This is a genomic window from Nitrospira sp. BLG_2 (assembly GCF_049222245.1).
Genome location: NZ_JBLYIG010000629.1, coordinates 1 through 15,948 on the forward strand (window position 1 = coordinate 1; position 15,948 = coordinate 15,948).

Below are 15,948 nucleotides of genomic sequence, written 5' to 3' on the forward strand. Positions count from 1 at the left end.
GACTGGTCATGCCTTCGGCCTGCTGGGACAGCTGCTGGGGATCACGGTCAATGCCGCCCTTTATGCGATCTTGATTCCGATCTACTTTTTCTTCTTCGCCTGGCATTTTGAAAGCATGAGTCGGACGGTCGTTCCCTTGATACCCATTGCGCATCGACCGCATACTCTGCATGTTTTGTGTCGAATGGATACAGCCGTGCGAGGCTTTTTCTTTGAACGTTTCCTCATCACGGTCATCACCGGTGTGTTGTATGCGGTAGGCTGGGCATTAACCGATGTCCCCTATTGGTTCCTCCTGGGAGTGGCCACCGGTCTAGCCTCCTTGGTGCCATATCTCTCCGCCATTGGGTGGCCGTTGGCCGTCATCCTGAAATATGCCGATGCCGTGACCGCCGGGCAGTCCGTAGAAACCGGATGGATGGCCATCCTCTTGTGGCCGAGCGTCTCCTATTTGATAGTGCAATTCATCGAAAGCTGGATTCTGACTCCATGGTTGCAAAGCCATTCCACGGATATGAGCGCAGTGACCATTCTTATCGTCGTTTTCATCGGCGGCGCTGTCGGTGGACTGTTTGGATTGATCTTTGCCATTCCGGTGGCGGCTTGTCTCAAAGTTCTAATTGAGGAATACGTCAGGCCGCGATGGCTTCAATGGGTACGTGAGGCCTAACAGGAGCCGTCCGGTAGGGTGGCATCAAAAGCGTATGAGCCGAGCATAGCGGATGCTCCACGCGGAGGAGACGTTGCGATGGCAATCGGCTCGACAATCGCGTCGGCATCCAAACTGATTGAAGGAGTGCTGGTCTGCATCCTGATCACCGGCTGCGCATTCACGACAGGCGTCGACGATCGCCGCCGATATTTAGATGACGAACGACGCTGTGCGCCCACCGATGGCGATCTCGCCCTGCGTCGAGTATCGCTCACGGACATCGACACGGCTGACGATCGGGTCGCCCGAATGGCGGAGGCTCGCGCTCCGAACAGCTTCTCTTGGCGTGCCATGCAAGCGGCCCATGCCATCGAAATCCTGCCGCTCCTCAGCCGGATCGAGGTTCTGGAAGAACGGCGAGGCACCGCGCTGGCCAATCAAACTCAGCTCAACACCGTACGGAACGAAGTGTTGGGCAGAATCATGCTCGCCATGAGCGAAGTGTCCAGTACCGCGGGTAAAGCGGCGTGCGAAATCGAGCGCACCTACCAGGCGGCGGACCGTCTGCGCGCGGGTGAGCAGGCTCGGGTCAAACAACAAACGTTATGGGCGATTATCATCGGCGCCGCCGCCGCCATGGCGGCAGGAGGAGCAACCTTGAGCGACGCCGGATCTCCGGCCGAGGGGCTCGCGTCGCTTATCGGAGGTCTCGTGGCGGGGGCTCTGGGCGTGACCGCTTTATATCAGGAAGGCGAAGAAACCTTTACGCACTCCAACAACATCTTGAGCGAAGTCTGGCTCCACCCCGATCAACCTCGCTACATTCCACCGTCCATCTGGCTGCTGTTGAAGCAGCCTGTCGCGGAAGGCTCCGAAAGCAAATCGTATCTTGAAGAACTGATGGCGAGTTGGCGCCAAGAAGGCCGGCTCGGCACGCCGGGCAGCAAGATAGAGCAGAAGCGGAGGGACCTGTTTTTCGGTTCCGGCGGCTCATACACCACTTCCGATTTGGTGGCTCGCGCGCAGATGCTCGATATGCTTCGCGCCACGATCCTCATTATGAACCAGCATATGGAACGCCTCATCCGTGAAGTCATGATCCAAACGGCGGTCCGCAAGCAATCGTGGTCGCCCACCCCCAAAAACCCATGACCGCTTCTCGGGACACACGTGCAGGTCCCGGCCATTTTCGATGACCAGGCCCACCGATAGCTGGCGTTCCTCCCGCGTGCCGAATCGCGGCAACGAATCTAGGGAATGTCCGAGTACAGCTTACCTATAAGCATGAGTACATTGGAGCCTCGGACCGGGCACGAGGAAAGGGCCCTGCCATTGGCAACCAGCGGGAAAGCATCTTTTCCCTTTGTCTTACATATGTCTGTTTGGAGACGCCTCTTTTTCCTACTTACAAGGTCGCTATGCCACAATCTCCTCAAGAAGAGACGCAGATTGAATTCTTGCATCGCTTAGGAGCTGCGGGCTTGGGCTGATCGAGGAACTGAAAAATGAAACCTCAACTTGTTCATATATTCTTATGAACAGGCACCCATTTGAAGGATACACCATGTCAAAACCGAAGCGAATAGACGCCGATCTTCTGATTCGCCAGTATTATGAAGGGGAGGACACTGGGGGCGAGGGGGCGTTTCCCGAAGACACGATGGAACCTGTGCCGAGCGTCTCTCCGCGCCACGCCGATACGGCCACGCCGGACCCAGCATTGTCCGGCGGCGATATCGATGCGACTCGCAGTGGAACGGACGCCGGTGAAGAAGCGGTGGGCGGTTCGACCCCTACCCCGGATCAGGATGTGGTCGACGAATTAGGCAAGGCGGTGGGTATCACATATGAAGACGCCGAGCCCCTGCGGTTCGGCGATAAAGTCGCCGATCGCGATGCGCAGCGATGGGAGCTGAACCCGGCCTCCTCCGAGGGATATCAGGAACGATTACGGATACTCGCATCTGACGAAACCGGCACGCCCGAACGTCCACCCGGCCAAGCGAATGAAACAAGCCGTCAGAAGCGAACAAGACGCAGCCGGCCTTGACAGGGTCGCGCCGTAAAGGTTCACAAGAAAAAGACACTGACAGGAATGAGTCGATTTTATGGACGCCATCATCATGGAAAGGAGCCGACTATCATGGAAATGAAGACGCTATCGCAACAGCATCAGAATTGCCTGAACGCTTGTTTCTCATGCGCGCAAATCTGCGAAGCCTGCGCGGACGACATGATCGGCATGGAACAGCATGACCATCAACACCATAATGATTTGATGACCCGTTGTATCCGGCTCTGTCGAGACTGCGCCGATATCTGTATCCTCGCCGCAAGATTCATCAGCCGCTCGTCACCGCGGGCCGAGTCTCTGTGCCGGCTCTGCGCGGAGATTTGTGACGAGTGCGCCGAGGTGTGCGAGCGTCATGCGCCGCAACATGCCATGTGCGGTCCATGCGCGGAAGAGTGTCGCCGGTGCGCGGATCTCTGTCGAGAAATGGTGGGGACGGCGGCTCACTCGGCATGACTTGCATGAGAGCTGGAGAATCGGCGCCCTTTCTTACGGAGAGACGCGTGGGAAGCTTTTGCGCGATGGTGACGTTGCTTCTTATCTGCTTCACCGCGCCCATGGACGCGGCAGCCGCCGTTCGCTCGCATGAAGCCAATCCGCCGACGGATCCCAGCCCGGGACCGACGGACCCGAGTCCTAAACCGTCCGGTCCGATTCCGCCTCCTCAACCTCCTGTTCCAAAACCCAATCCGACATATCCGTCGCCTTTACCGGGTTTTGACCCGGCCGCTCTCGGATGTGAGTCATCTCATCTATGAATGAACATTGCCATTGCCTTAACATGAGCCATTGCATAAACCATATGAAGGAGCGGCACGATGCACACAGAAATATTGCAACGGAAATATGAACCTCGATCATATGATCTCCATGATCTTCACGGCATTTCAGACCGGACACTCGCCATGCATTTCAAACTCTACGAAGGGTACGTCAAGGAGACGAATAATCTCACGGCGCGAATTCATCAACTGGTGGAAGACGGCACGGTCGATCAGGAAGAGATGCCGGTCTACTCTGAGCTCAAACGGCGATACGGGTTCGAATACAACGGGATGGTCCTGCACGAGTACTATTTCGACAATCTCATGACCAACGGATCGGCCGATCCCGGACCGCAATCCCCGTTCAGACGCGCGGCAGAAAGCAGTTTCGGCACGTATGAAGCATGGAGAGGTGACTTCATCGGCGTGGGAAAAATGCGGGGGGTCGGCTGGGCCGTCTGTTACCTCAATCCCTACAACGGCAGACTCACCAATCATTGGATTACGCTGCATGAAACCGGCAATGTGGCGGGCTTCGTTCCCGTGCTGGTCATGGATGTGTGGGAGCATGCCTTCATCCTCGATTATAAGCCTTCGGAACGGCTCTCCTACATTGAGGCCTTTTTTTCCAATATCAACTGGAAGACCGTTGAGCGCCGACTGGAACGCACCATCGTGTCGACATCCATCCCGGCGCTGACGTGACCGATTTTTCGGGGATGCCGAAAAGCTCTCCAGCGAGGCCGTCCTGCGGTTACAACTCGATAATGGCTCTCACGGGCAGATGATCCGAAGCCACGCGCGAGAGGGCTGTCTTGTGAGCTTGAATTTCGATGACGCTGCCGGGAGGCCGAATCCAGATACGGTCGAGGGCAAAAATAGGCCTGGGCGAAGGAAACGATTGGGGCGAAGGCGTGTGCCCGAAAATCTTGGTAATCCACCGAAGAGGCCGTCCCCATAAGAACCATTCATTGATGTCGCCCATCAGAATACAATGGCGTGTCCCGAACCGTTTAAGGAGCTCGCGCACTTGCCAGCGCCTCTCGCTCGGCCGTAAACCGAGATGTGTCGCAATAACCTGGATTCTGTCGTCGCCGCACATCACGTCGACATCGATGGCGCCGCGAGGTTCATGGGTACGGAAGCTGAGATCGACTAAGCGGAGTTCTCCCAGCTTGCAGGTCGTCAGCACGCCGTTGCCGTATGCGCCGTGACGCCGTAAATTGGGCCCGGCGATCGCGGTCATGCTCAAGCGAGCGGCCAACCATTGCAAGGTATCTTCTTCATCTACTTCTTGGAGGGCAATGAGATCGGCTTGCAATTCCTGCAGCACCGCAAGGATACGTTCGCGGCTGTGCCGGCCATCCCATCCGATGCAGCGGTGCACATTATACGTGGCTACCGTGAGGCGCATGGTGACGACGATGAAGAAACGGACGGCCTGCGCGCTGAAGCGTCAGCGGCTTGTACCGACCCTTGTTTGTTGTTTAGGCGAAACATATGTCCTTTGCTCTAGAACGATGACTGAACTGTCCGCACCACCTCTTCCTAGGAAATTGCCGCGTGACTCAGCAAAGTGCAATCGTAATGCCCATTGGCGTCAAGACCTATTGGCTAGGACACCTTGCACACTTTTAACGACATCGGTTTGGAATTATGCTCCTTCAAGAGGACAATTTGTCCTCCTTTCATCGTTATGGACATGCCTCGTCGCTGGACGAAGAAATAAATCAGCGGATCGCTTTCTGAAAACTGATGTTTTGCGAGGGGATTGATCCTAGATTTTTCGTTTCGGCAAGCATGCGAACGATAACAAGCGGCGGTCTCACTTTTGCAGATCACGAAAAATACTGTCATCGATTCAAACTTAAACACGGAGGAGCTTGATCATGGCCAAGACACTCGTTGAACCTACTTCCACATCGGCTGAGAAGCTTCGAACGATGCTGCTCGATAAACGGTCGGCTGTTCAGCAGCAAATCAACGAGCTCTTGGCTCAGCATCGGGAACACTACTCCACGACACACAATGATTCCGTGCTCGATCTTGAAGACATGTCTCTTCGCGACAGCACGGCAGAACAGCAATTATCATTGTTGGAATCCCGAAACCGCACCCGCATGATGCTGGATACGGCGCTCCGCCGACTGGACGATGGAGAGTACGGCTTGTGCGAAGATTGCGGTGCCGAGATAAACCCAGGGCGTCTGAAAGCCCTTCCCTTCGCAAAACGTTGCCTGTCGTGCCAACATCAGGCCGAAGTGCTGGAGAAAATTGCGCGGCAAGAAGATCGGAGCGACATGTAGTCTTGCGACGCGTGTCCTTGTCCCTTTCTAAGCGCTACATTGGGAAGACTGAAGGAGAAGCGGCATCATCGAACCGGGGACTTTGAGACATGGCTCTCCCTCGTCCGCATGGAATTCCGGGGAACTCGGGCGGGGAAAGCCATCGTAAGGCAACTACCGTATCAAGATGTCGGCGTGTTGCCTTGAGAAGCGCTTCTGCCCCCTTTGACGATTAGGCTTGACCAGGGGTTCGCCTAGTTTCACTAGGATTCTATTTATGAAATTCTACTCGCTTTATTCACCATACCTGCTTAGTGTAAAGTGCACTCGTCGCGTCGAGGGGCACCATTACACTCGCAGGACTCTATAATCTTTACGGTTTTCACGCCATCCGTACCCTTTTAGTCGGCGTGGGCCTATTCACTGCATGGCCAGCCTGGGGGTTGACGGCAGTCGATCTCTACCGTTCCGGCAAGGAAGCCACAGCGCTCGTCATCGGTATCGATGATGAAGCACATGCCCTCTCCTTTGGCAGCGGCGTATTCATCTCTCCAGATGGTTTGTTGCTTACCAACGCACATGTCATCCATGAATCCACCCGTATCTTGGTCTATGGGGCGACCGACGGCCAGACACCAACTCCGGAGATCGTAGCGGTGGATCCTGACCTCGATCTTGCCGCGTTGCGGCTCACTTACACTCATCCCGTACCATATTTATCCTTGGCGAAGGAGACACCGGAAGACGGAATGGCCGCCGTGACCATCGGATATCCCCGCTTGCCGGATGTGCTTCAGATGGGGTTAACGATCCATCCGACGGTGTTTCCCGTGACGGTGAGCGGAGAAGCGATGGGGCAATCCCGCATCGCCCACCGGCCCCTGCCCTTTCTTCACATCACCGGGCTCATGAATGCGGGAAGCAGTGGCGGTCCGCTCGTCTCGGCCGCGTCCGGGCATGTTCTCGGACTCGTCGTGCATACCGTTCCATATCTGGAAACAGCCAAGAATGTGCAGGGTGAGTCGATCGGACGCGTCATGTTACGAGCAGGCTTGAGTTATTGCATTCCATCGGCCAGAATTCGCGAATGGCTTGGCGCCGATTATTTCCCGGGGGACGGGCCGGATAAGCCAACCGGTCAAACACAACGCACTATGCCGAAGCCGACCGCGTCCGCCGGATTCGTGACGACCGCCCATTTGCTACAACTGATGACCGACGTCATTCGGAAGGATTCCGACCTCCTGGATATGGCGATCCGGCACTATGAGTCGGCATTACTGCTCGAATCCAATCGGCCGGATATTTTGCATGACCTTGGACGAGCATTGGCTTCGAAGGGCAACGTCGATGATGCATGGGAGAGGTATGAACTGGCTTTGGAGCTCATGCCCGACGATCTGAGACTCTTGACTGACGCCGGCGATCTTCAGCAGCAGCAGCGACGATTTGACAAGGCGGAAACGTTCTACCGAAAGGCCTTGCAGCAAGATCCTTGTTATTCAAGAGCCCTGCTCGGCCTCGGGAGTACAATGTCCGAACAGGGTGATAGTCGAGAGGCCAGGAGAGTGTTTCAGGTCGCCGCCCATTGTCCGTCTTCTTCCTCACTCGCGGCCTACCAACTCGGCATTGAACTCGAACGGCGCGGGGAGTTGACCGGGGCATTGGCCGTGTGGGAACGCGCGCTGAGTCAACTGTCCAATGGAATTCCGGCCGAAGAGGGTCTCATTACTCGCATACGTCATCGCGCAAGCCAACTGAGAAATCGCCTCCAGGCGCCACCCGCGCAGGCCGCCGATGATTTCAACTTGAGCCTGGCTGGGGCCCGCGCATCAGGGACACACCAAACAGTCAGCAGCACCACCAGCCCGAGCGATCATATCAAATAGGACATGGGCCCGATGGGATGGTTTGCGGAGCGTGGGAACATCCCTATTGATGCACCACCTTCTTGAGGAAGGGTTCTTCAGGTTCGACATCCTGGTCCCTCCAGGACCTTCCGCGATCGACGCTCAATCGTCCCGATCCGTAAATGGCCACATAGAGGAGTCCGCCGATCATTGCGAGGTTCTTCATAAAGTGAATGGTCTGATTCTGATCGCCGAAGTTCATATGGAACATCAGAGTGGTCGGTATCATGAAGACGATGAGCGCCGCAGCACCCCATTTTGCCCACACTCCAAGCAACACCGACAATCCACCGGCCACTTCCACGAAAACAGCTCCCGCGTATAAAAATGTTGTCGCGGTCGTGATGCCCATCGCAGCCATATACTGCTGCGTCCCCTGGGGATCGGCAATCTTGTTGACACCCGACATCACAAAGATCAAACCGATCAATACCCGCCCGACGAGAGTGACATACGCCTTATCATTCATCATGTGACACCATCCCTTTTTGGCATATCGAGCCGCGATGTTATTCCGTGACCGCCCTGTTCATGCCGCGGGCTTCGACAACTCCGGCTGCCCATTGCGCCGCGCGGAGCCGGTCGCATGCGTCTGGCCGCCTGGACTTCCTTCTTGTTCTTCATGAAATCGCTCGGTCACGAATGCCGTGTCGCCGACCGTCATCGATCCCCGTGGACGGTGACGAGCATCCTTGTACTCCCCGCGTTCGATGTGGTCCAGATATTGGCCCCAGGACAGCAACGTTCCCTGACAGATATCGCGTTCCGACGGCATGGTCTGCATTTCCATATCAAGCCGCTGTATGAGTTCACGCATCAACCAATGAGGAACGTGTAAGCGGCGCCCTGGGTAAACGAAACCGAACAAAATGAGATGGCTGAACAACACGCGCCAATGACGATCGAACCTCCACAACAACCGTCCCCAATCCAACCGTTCGAATCGCGCATGCAACAGATGCGCGACGTCGGCCCCATCATAACGGTCACGCTCCATGATGAAAGCTTTCGACCAGATCATTTCTTCCACGGGCACCAGCCGGACTCGCTCGCCCAGAACCGCCGCGATCGGCGCCGCGCCGAACCATTTTTCATCGACCGCGCAAATCCCATTCCCCGACCCGAAAATAATGTCGATGACATGGTCGTTTTTGCGGGCCTTACTGATCCAATGCGGAAACCGCACCTGGGTCTCGTACCCCGCATCGGCGAGGAATCGCATGAGTCCGTCCACATCCTGCCGGAGCACGAAGACATCGAGATCCTTAGTCCGCCGAACCGCGCCCGTATAGATCTCCAGGGCAAATGCACCGCCCACCAGGAAGGGAATTCTGGACCGCTGCAAATCTTGTAATCCGAGCCGGTACAGATGTTCCGTGGATTGATCGGGCAAAACCTCGCGAGAGCTCATGTCAACTCCACCGGTCTTGGAATCGGAACCTGAAGGACCCGCACGGGTGCCTTCGCCGGTGCTGTGCGACGAAGTACAGGAAGCGCGACGTTGTACACAGGGATCCCGTCCCTGGTTCGGCCTTCCACAGTACCGTGATGGGCGTGCCCGTGAAACACCGCCCTGACACCGTAGCGGTTGATGGGTGCTTCCAATCGGCTGGTCCCTAGAAACGGGATAATTTCCGGAGCTTCCCCGAGCACGGTGTCCACGATGGGAGCATAATGAAGAAGCACCACGCGCGCCGGTGTCGTGAGTTTTGCCAGCGCCGATTCCAACTTAATGGCTTCCTCGGCCGCTTCATGCACAAACTGTTTGATCACCGTTTCACCCCACGGCTGCAGCAACCGATCGCCGAAGCCTCCGGCAAACCCCTTGACCCCGGCAAATCCCACCCCTCGCACTTCCACCGCCGTGCCATCGAGGACTCGGACGCCGCCGTTCCGCTCCAAGATGTCGGCCACGCGGTCGGCCTGCCCGCATTCGTAATCGTGGTTGCCTAATACGGCCAAAATGGGGATGCCCTTCAGAATAGAAAGGTGATCCACACACTGCAGCGCTTCTTCCGGCCTGCCGTAATCGGTAATGTCCCCGCACAGCAGAACGACATCCGACAGCTCTCCCAACTGCGTGAGCAACCTGCGCAGCTCCGCCGCTCCGGTCCGTGGCCAATGCAAATCGCCCACGGCGCCGATTCTTAACTTCGCATTGTCCGCCATAATAGTGGAGGAATCCGGCCCCCTTGGCATCGGATTTGTGACCGCGCCTCGGCCGGGCCTACTGCCCGGCCGCCTGGATTTTGAGGTTATTCGTGACGCGTTTAACGCCGTCGACCTGACCCGCAAGTTTTTCCGCGCGGGTTTTCTGCTCCGATGTCTTAACCACGCCGCTCAAGTGCACGACACCTTGCTCCGTGTCGACATCCACACGGGTGAAATTCGAGGTCCGGTCGGCTGTGAGTTTACTCTGCACCGCCGCGGTGATCGAAGGATCATTCATGGTCTGCGAAACCGTTTTCCCTGTCGTAGCTTGGCAGGCGGCAAGCAAACCGACAACCCCCAGTGCCAGGGTGAGCACGGACCTTCGCATGAGGTCCTCCATGTGATCTGTCGTCGACCTATAGAGCTGAACGTCCTGGCTCGCGGGCCACGTCTTGTGCTTGTTTGGCAAATTCTTTGGCCGAACGTCCGGCATCCTTCACGGCTTCTTGCCCCTGTTTGGCATATTCCTTAGCTGATCGCCCGGCATCTCGAATGACCTCTTCCCCCCTATCATAATATTCTCTTCCCCGCTCCACCGCGGTATCCCATGCCTCATGGCCCTTCTCCACTAGATCGTCCGTCGCGCGATTGGCGTAGTCGCGCAACAGACCGCGCAGCTCCGATCCCCGCTGAGGAGCAAACAGCAGCGCCACGCCGGCCCCGATCAAGGCTCCGGCCATAAAAGCGGACCATCCCGCGGCGTCCCCGGTTCTTTCATCGTAGTAATTTCCGTTGCGCATAATATCGCCTCCTTTGGCATTGACCTTGAATTGTGCCTACACTCGACTATCTTTAATCAGCCGTTCCGCTTCAAACCAGTGAGACCAGTCGTTGCCGTGTTCACAACCGTTCTCTTGAAACAGAATAAACGCCCGCTCCGCGATTCGGCGGTGAGTGGCCGAATCTGACTCTACCGCCCCACTACCGTTGGACATCATCCCTTGAAAAAGATTTTGTGATTCATGCCAATCCCCAACAGGGTCTTTCTCTCTCGATTCGTCCTCGTGTAGTCTCATCGGCGAGAGTGGTTGGGGAGCCTCACGTTTGCGAGATCCGGCGCTGAACTCCGGCCCGATCCGCTTCCGTACCGCCGGATCCCGCGCTTCCTTCTCGGATCTCCCGGCCGACTTTGCCGCCTTTGTTTCTTCTCCTTTTTCCGATGCTCTTTTTTTGTTTTTTTCCGATGGCATCCGCGCCATGACCCTCTCTCCTCTCGCTGGTCGGCTGCTAGTTCAGGGACATTTCTATTTCCACCCTACTGCGTGCTTTGCGCCGATAACAATTGCTTGATCGTCGTCGCAGTTCCCATGTCGGAAGCCTCGACTCGGACATGGTCACCTTCTTTGAATGCGCATTGGCCGACCAAGAATCCGGAGCCGCGGGCCACATCCTCATTGGCACGCGGATCCGTGGAACCCATCGTCGTTTTGTTTTGAGACGGATCACGTGAAGGGGGCGCGGTCGCATGCTGCTGTAAATCTTGTCGATCGGTCTGCTCGGTTTGCCGAGATTGGCCTTTTTGTTCACGAGATTGCTGTTGCATATATGGTGTTGGAGGAACTTCCGCACGTTCCCGAACTCCTTCCTGCCCTGATGATACTTTGGCCTGATCGCCGGAGGGACAGACCTTGTTCGTGTCGGTGGTGACACGAATGCGTACATTCTGCCCGCGGTCTCCTTCGATTGTGTATTCTTCGCCCTGTATCTTTTTGATGGAACCGACAATTATTTCAGGCCCGGCGAGGATCGGTGACGACGACGCCCCTTCAACGCCCAGCCCTTGTTGGCCCATTTGCTGACTCGTTTCGCCCTTCGAAACGCCTTGTTTGCCTTCTGCGCCTATCGCGATCCCATGCCCTGAGACAATGGTGATGCCGACACACATGAATGCGAGGATTCTATGTCCTTCTTTCACTTTAGCTTTGATTCTTATCGGTTCCATGACCTTTATCTCCTCCTTGCACACATTCCTGCGCCTACGCAATCCTTAATCGGAAGACCGTGGGTCACGGCAATTCAGGATGCGCGCCCCACGCGGAAGCACTCGGCGTCTTGTTCTCCGATGAATGTAGTAGACGTGGTGATCAGTTGTGAACGCCCAACAACCTGGGGCCAGCCGTCGCACAAATACGAGGCCGTCCTCCACATGTGACGCGCCTTTCGCGTGACTCGATTCCAAGGCATACATGTCATTCACCATGTTTCACCTTAACCGACGTGCCATCGATCATTAACTAGGAGACCGCCTAGGTTTGCGCATTTCGGCATGCACAGGGATGCACCGAGTGAGCCCTCGGGGGTATCCATGTCATGATGAAAGATATGTGAGTCCTTACGATGAAAGATGACGGGACCGTACTTCCATTGCTTTTACTGATGTCCGCAATGCTCTCGGCCTGCCAAAGCTTACCGGGATTCTCACGCAGCGGCGAAGTGAAAGATATCGTAATCAGAGATCGGTTGTCGGCCACTGCCATTCAGATCGATGCGGGAGATGAAATCCGTTGGACGAACAAGACGATGACACCGGTGCGAATTACTTTTTTAGACTATGTATTGGACAAGTTATCGTGCCGCAGTAACTTTGGCGGACACTTTTATAGCGGAGCGGACACCGATCTCCAACCAAACGAGAGCTCCAGCCTGTGTTTTTACAAACCCGGGACGATCCGCTATATCGTCCATATGGAGCTTCGCAACGGAAATATCGCCGAATCCGGGCAGGTTCAGGTAAGAACGCTTTCAGAGCGTCCATTCGCGCAGGACGAATCCGCCGCCGTTGCACCATCTATTGATACGGATTGATACGGAAAGTATTATCGTGCTTCGACACACTGAACAGGATGGTCGATAACGGCACAGGAGGTCTCTGTGAAGCTGTTGAGCGTCATCGTGTGTCTGGTGTTCATTTATAGGCGAGCATGACAGTAATCGGTGGCATCACGCCTCTCTTCTAACGACACGATCATGCGATTCTCTTCCTGCATTATGCTGGCACTGCTGCTCACAGGGTGTAGTGACAATCGTGCCGACTCAGGCAACACACGTGCTCCTGATGCCAGACCGCAAGCAGGTATTGTCCATCTGACCACCGAGGAAATACAGAGTGGAGAAATCGTCGTCCGCTCGGTAACCAGTGGCGATTTCAGGGTGCATCGTGAGTTTCCCGCAACCGTGACCCCCAATCATCATGCCACGGCTCAGATCACCGCTCTCGTCAGAGGACGCGTCGTTGATGTATTCGCCGATTTCGGGCAGGAAGTAAAAGGGGGAGATGTGCTGGCCATGCTGTATAGCGGCGAGCTTGGCATGGCGCAGTCGTCGTATTTGAAGTCCGGCGCGAGACTGTACGTGACGGAACAAGCGTTTGAGCGGGCTCAAACGCTTTTGGAAGAAAAAGTCATTGCTCTGGCGGAACTCCAGCGTCGCAAAGGGGAAATGTTGAGCGCACGAGCCGAACGCCGGGAAGCGCAAGACCGTCTTCGTCTCCTCGGCATGACCGACGATCAGATCGATCAGCTTGATCGAGATCAAAAAATCCGCTCGAATATCCCGATCACCGCGCCTTTCGGCGGCCGCATCATCTTCCGCAATTTGACCAAAGGCGAAGTCGTGGAGGTGACACATCATCTGTTTACCATCGCCGATCTCTCGAAAGTCTGGGTATTGGCGAACATTCCCGAAAAAGATATTCCTTTCATTCGCCATTCCGAACGAACCGACGGGGAGCGCTACGTCGAAGTGCGGCTCAATGCCTATCCGAATGAGGTATTGCGCGGCAAGGTGACGTACGTCGGCGATGTCCTCGACGTGGCCACCCGGACGATGAATCTCCGCATCGAACTGCCGAATCCGGATCACATGTTGAAGCCCGAGATGTACGCGACTGTTCGAGTGTACTCCACACCGACGCGCGACGTGTTGGCGGTGCCGGAGAACGCGGTTCAACGCGACCGGGACAGACACTTCGTGTTCGTTCAACTCGATTCACACAGGTTCGAAGCTCGTGATGTCAGATTGGGCGATTCCAACGGGAAACAAGTCACGATTGTCGAGGGTCTTCGTGAAGGAGAGCAGATCGTAACGAGCGGCGGGTTCATCCTGAAGTCGGAATTAATGGGCGATCAGCTATAATTCATGCTCATTCCTCTGCTCACATTCTTCCTCCGACAACGAGTGCTCATTCTCATCTTCACGGCGGGCCTCTCTGCCGGTGGTCTGTACGCATTCAAGACCATTCCAATCGACGCCTTTCCGGACGTGACGACTATTCTGATACAAGTCGTCACCAAAGCGGAGGGGCTATCACCCGCGGAAATTGAGCGCTTCGTCACCTTTCCGATTGAATTGCAACTGCGCGGCGCTCCCGGCCTGACGGACATTCGGTCGTTTTCCAAAGTGGGAGCATCCATCATCACGGTCGTCTTCCGGGACGACATTGATATTTATTTGGCGCGTCAGATCGTCCTGGAGCGGGTTCTCGAGGTTCAAGATTTGCTGCCGCCCGGCGCCACATCTCAACTTGTGCCCAACTATACCGGCCTGGGAGAGGTCTATCAATTTTATCTGGATGGACCGCACGATAACGAATCGGGGTACCAGCCGACCATCGAAGAATTAACCGAACGGCGAACGTTGGTGGATTGGGTCATCCGTCCTTTGCTCAAAGGGCTGCCGGACGTCGTAGATGTCAACTCGATGGGCGGCTACGTGAAACAGTACCAGATCATCGTCGATCCGGGTCTGCTTCGAAAGTATGACCTCGCTCTTCACGATGTTTTTGACGCCGCGAAAAAAAACAACGCCAATGCCGGAGGGAATATTCTCGAAAAGGACGAAGAAAAGTATATCGTTCGCGGCATCGGACTGATTCGCACCCTTGAAGACATCGGCAACATCATCTTGCGGGAGGTTCACGGCACGCCGGTATACGTGCGCGATGTCGCCGAGGTGCGATTCGGTCATGCCGTGCGACATGGCGCAACAGTCCTGAACGGCTCTCGGGAGGTGGTGAGCGGCCTTGTTCTCATGCTCCGGGGCGGCAATGCGCGGGAGGTGGTCCAAGCGGTCAAGGATAAAATCGATGAAATCCACGACAAGCATATTCTGCCCGGCGGCCTTCGCATCGTACCGTTTTACGACCGTATGGAATTGATCAATGCCGCCTTGCATACCGTGTACAAGGCGCTCATTGAAGGGATCATCTTTGTCGTGATCGTCCTGTACCTGTACTTGGGCAATATTCGTGGCGCGCTGGCCGTCACGATTGTCCTCATCGTGGTGCCGCTCGGCACCTTTATCGTCATGCGTTACTATGATTTGTCGGCCAATTTGATGTCGCTTGGAGGCATGGTCATTTCCTTGGCTATGATCACGGACGCCGCCATCATTCAGGTCGAAAATGTCTCTCGACACCTGTCGGAGGCCTCGGAAGAAGCCCGTCGATCCATTCAAGGCCGCGTTCCAATCGTCACGAAAGGCGTGGCGGAGGTTCTCGGTCCAAGCCTGTTCGGGGAATTAATCATTGCGTTGACCTTTCTGCCGATTCTGGGGCTCGTGGGCATGGAAGGCAAAATGTTCGGCCCTCTGGCTCTCACCATCATGATGGCGCTGTTCGTATCTCTGTTGTTGTCGTTCACGTTATCACCGGTGCTGTGTCTCTTGCTTTTACGGGGCGACTCAGACAGCGACCCTTTTTTGGTGCGATGGACTAAAAAAGGGTATCGCCCCATGTTGGAATGGGCATTCGCGCATCGACCCCTTCTGCTCATCATCGCCGGACTCATGTTGGCCGGCAGTCTGGCCCTCTTCCCCTTTCTCGGCGGAGAATTCATCCCGACCCTCAATGAGGTCGCCATTACTCCTCAAACCATCCGCCATCCCAGCATCTCTCTGGAAGAGTCCATACAAATCGAAAAGGACATGCAGCGGGCCGTTCTGGAATTTCCTGAAGTCACCAAAGTGGTCTCAAAAATCGGCCGCTCCGAGATCGGCAACGATCCACAGGAACCGAACGCGAGCGATCCGGTCGTCTTGCTCAAACCAATGGACGAAT

Annotated in this window: 18 protein-coding genes; 10 read left to right on the forward strand and 8 right to left on the reverse strand. The window is 55.8% G+C overall.

Features of this window, described 5'->3' with window-relative positions; all coding sequences use genetic code 11:
• From ACOSYY_RS16630 to ACOSYY_RS16650, 5 genes are all read left to right on the forward strand, one after another.
• The coding region (locus ACOSYY_RS16630) for an AI-2E family transporter (RefSeq protein ID WP_421663877.1) at positions 1–670 on the forward strand (670 nt) is incomplete at its 5' end.
• A 78-nt stretch (positions 671–748) separates the two neighbouring features.
• Positions 749–1,804: a hypothetical protein gene (locus tag ACOSYY_RS16635; protein WP_421663879.1), complete on the forward strand. Its 1,056-nt coding sequence runs from the start codon at positions 749–751 to the stop codon at positions 1,802–1,804.
• A 412-nt stretch (positions 1,805–2,216) separates the two neighbouring features.
• Positions 2,217–2,702 carry a DUF6335 family protein gene (locus ACOSYY_RS16640; protein WP_421663881.1) on the forward strand — a complete coding sequence of 162 codons (486 nt, stop codon included), beginning with the start codon at positions 2,217–2,219 and terminating at the stop codon, positions 2,700–2,702.
• 93 nt (positions 2,703–2,795) lie between these two features.
• Positions 2,796–3,179, forward strand: a complete 384-nt coding sequence (locus tag ACOSYY_RS16645; RefSeq protein WP_421663883.1) for a four-helix bundle copper-binding protein — start codon at positions 2,796–2,798, stop codon at positions 3,177–3,179.
• A gap of 362 nt (positions 3,180–3,541) precedes the next feature.
• Complete coding sequence (locus ACOSYY_RS16650) at positions 3,542–4,192, forward strand: superoxide dismutase (RefSeq protein ID WP_421663885.1); 651 nt, start codon at positions 3,542–3,544, stop codon at positions 4,190–4,192.
• A gap of 49 nt (positions 4,193–4,241) precedes the next feature.
• Here ACOSYY_RS16650 and ACOSYY_RS16655 read toward each other — a convergent pair whose 3' ends face one another.
• Positions 4,242–4,901, reverse strand: coding sequence for an endonuclease/exonuclease/phosphatase family protein (locus tag ACOSYY_RS16655; RefSeq protein WP_421663887.1), 660 nt, complete (start codon positions 4,899–4,901; stop codon positions 4,242–4,244).
• Positions 4,902–5,376: 475 nt separating this feature from the next.
• Here ACOSYY_RS16655 and ACOSYY_RS16660 point away from each other — a divergent pair, with 475 nt between their 5' ends.
• On the forward strand, positions 5,377–5,793 hold the full coding sequence (locus ACOSYY_RS16660) for a TraR/DksA family transcriptional regulator (RefSeq protein WP_421663889.1): 417 nt from the start codon (positions 5,377–5,379) through the stop codon (positions 5,791–5,793).
• 389 nt (positions 5,794–6,182) lie between these two features.
• The gene (locus ACOSYY_RS16665) at positions 6,183–7,661 is read left to right on the forward strand and encodes a tetratricopeptide repeat-containing S1 family peptidase (RefSeq protein WP_421663891.1); all 1,479 of its coding nucleotides are present in this window, start codon (positions 6,183–6,185) and stop codon (positions 7,659–7,661) included.
• A 43-nt stretch (positions 7,662–7,704) separates the two neighbouring features.
• Here the strand turns inward: ACOSYY_RS16665 and ACOSYY_RS16670 are convergent, their stop codons facing one another.
• Genes ACOSYY_RS16670 through ACOSYY_RS16700 form a run of 7 tightly spaced genes read right to left on the reverse strand, consistent with a single transcriptional unit; the run spans position 7,705 to position 11,835 of the window.
• A complete protein-coding gene (locus tag ACOSYY_RS16670) occupies positions 7,705–8,154 on the reverse strand; it encodes a DoxX family protein (protein WP_421663893.1) in 450 nt (149 codons plus the stop codon).
• A gap of 57 nt (positions 8,155–8,211) precedes the next feature.
• Complete coding sequence (locus ACOSYY_RS16675) at positions 8,212–9,093, reverse strand: nucleotidyltransferase domain-containing protein (RefSeq protein WP_421663895.1); 882 nt, start codon at positions 9,091–9,093, stop codon at positions 8,212–8,214.
• Positions 9,090–9,851, reverse strand: coding sequence for a metallophosphoesterase family protein (locus ACOSYY_RS16680; RefSeq protein ID WP_421663896.1), 762 nt, complete (start codon positions 9,849–9,851; stop codon positions 9,090–9,092). Before ACOSYY_RS16680 ends, ACOSYY_RS16675 begins: the two co-directional genes overlap by 4 nt.
• 58 nt (positions 9,852–9,909) lie before the next feature.
• Positions 9,910–10,221, reverse strand: coding sequence for a BON domain-containing protein (locus ACOSYY_RS16685; protein WP_421663898.1), 312 nt, complete (start codon positions 10,219–10,221; stop codon positions 9,910–9,912).
• A 28-nt stretch (positions 10,222–10,249) separates the two neighbouring features.
• Positions 10,250–10,633, reverse strand: coding sequence for a YtxH domain-containing protein (locus ACOSYY_RS16690; RefSeq protein ID WP_421663900.1), 384 nt, complete (start codon positions 10,631–10,633; stop codon positions 10,250–10,252).
• A 36-nt stretch (positions 10,634–10,669) separates the two neighbouring features.
• Positions 10,670–11,092, reverse strand: coding sequence for a DUF2934 domain-containing protein (locus ACOSYY_RS16695; RefSeq protein WP_421663901.1), 423 nt, complete (start codon positions 11,090–11,092; stop codon positions 10,670–10,672).
• Between the two features lie 56 nt (positions 11,093–11,148).
• Positions 11,149–11,835: a hypothetical protein gene (locus ACOSYY_RS16700; RefSeq protein WP_421663903.1), complete on the reverse strand. Its 687-nt coding sequence runs from the start codon at positions 11,833–11,835 to the stop codon at positions 11,149–11,151.
• Between the two features lie 395 nt (positions 11,836–12,230).
• Here ACOSYY_RS16700 and ACOSYY_RS16705 point away from each other — a divergent pair, with 395 nt between their 5' ends.
• The 3 genes from ACOSYY_RS16705 to ACOSYY_RS16715 all read left to right on the forward strand — a co-directional run.
• Complete coding sequence (locus ACOSYY_RS16705; protein WP_421663905.1) at positions 12,231–12,698, forward strand: cupredoxin domain-containing protein; 468 nt, start codon at positions 12,231–12,233, stop codon at positions 12,696–12,698.
• A 162-nt stretch (positions 12,699–12,860) separates the two neighbouring features.
• Positions 12,861–14,027 (forward strand): efflux RND transporter periplasmic adaptor subunit, encoded by a 1,167-nt coding sequence (locus tag ACOSYY_RS16710; protein ID WP_421663906.1) that lies wholly within the window; start codon positions 12,861–12,863, stop codon positions 14,025–14,027.
• 3 nt (positions 14,028–14,030) lie between these two features.
• Positions 14,031–15,948: efflux RND transporter permease subunit (locus tag ACOSYY_RS16715; RefSeq protein WP_421663907.1), on the forward strand; the 1,918-nt coding region annotated here is incomplete at its 3' end.

Coding starts and splice junctions, on each gene's coding strand:
- ACOSYY_RS16635 (WP_421663879.1), top strand. CDS start 749: ATGGCAATCGGCTCGACAATCGCGTCGGCATCCAAACTGATTGAAGGA.
- ACOSYY_RS16640 (WP_421663881.1), top strand. CDS start 2,217: ATGTCAAAACCGAAGCGAATAGACGCCGATCTTCTGATTCGCCAGTAT.
- ACOSYY_RS16645 (WP_421663883.1), top strand. CDS start 2,796: ATGGAAATGAAGACGCTATCGCAACAGCATCAGAATTGCCTGAACGCT.
- ACOSYY_RS16650 (WP_421663885.1), top strand. CDS start 3,542: ATGCACACAGAAATATTGCAACGGAAATATGAACCTCGATCATATGAT.
- ACOSYY_RS16655 (WP_421663887.1), bottom strand. CDS start 4,901: ATGCGCCTCACGGTAGCCACGTATAATGTGCACCGCTGCATCGGATGG.
- ACOSYY_RS16660 (WP_421663889.1), top strand. CDS start 5,377: ATGGCCAAGACACTCGTTGAACCTACTTCCACATCGGCTGAGAAGCTT.
- ACOSYY_RS16670 (WP_421663893.1), bottom strand. CDS start 8,154: ATGATGAATGATAAGGCGTATGTCACTCTCGTCGGGCGGGTATTGATC.
- ACOSYY_RS16675 (WP_421663895.1), bottom strand. CDS start 9,093: ATGAGCTCTCGCGAGGTTTTGCCCGATCAATCCACGGAACATCTGTAC.
- ACOSYY_RS16680 (WP_421663896.1), bottom strand. CDS start 9,851: ATGGCGGACAATGCGAAGTTAAGAATCGGCGCCGTGGGCGATTTGCAT.
- ACOSYY_RS16685 (WP_421663898.1), bottom strand. CDS start 10,221: ATGCGAAGGTCCGTGCTCACCCTGGCACTGGGGGTTGTCGGTTTGCTT.
- ACOSYY_RS16690 (WP_421663900.1), bottom strand. CDS start 10,633: ATGCGCAACGGAAATTACTACGATGAAAGAACCGGGGACGCCGCGGGA.
- ACOSYY_RS16695 (WP_421663901.1), bottom strand. CDS start 11,092: ATGGCGCGGATGCCATCGGAAAAAAACAAAAAAAGAGCATCGGAAAAA.
- ACOSYY_RS16700 (WP_421663903.1), bottom strand. CDS start 11,835: ATGGAACCGATAAGAATCAAAGCTAAAGTGAAAGAAGGACATAGAATC.
- ACOSYY_RS16705 (WP_421663905.1), top strand. CDS start 12,231: ATGAAAGATGACGGGACCGTACTTCCATTGCTTTTACTGATGTCCGCA.
- ACOSYY_RS16710 (WP_421663906.1), top strand. CDS start 12,861: ATGCGATTCTCTTCCTGCATTATGCTGGCACTGCTGCTCACAGGGTGT.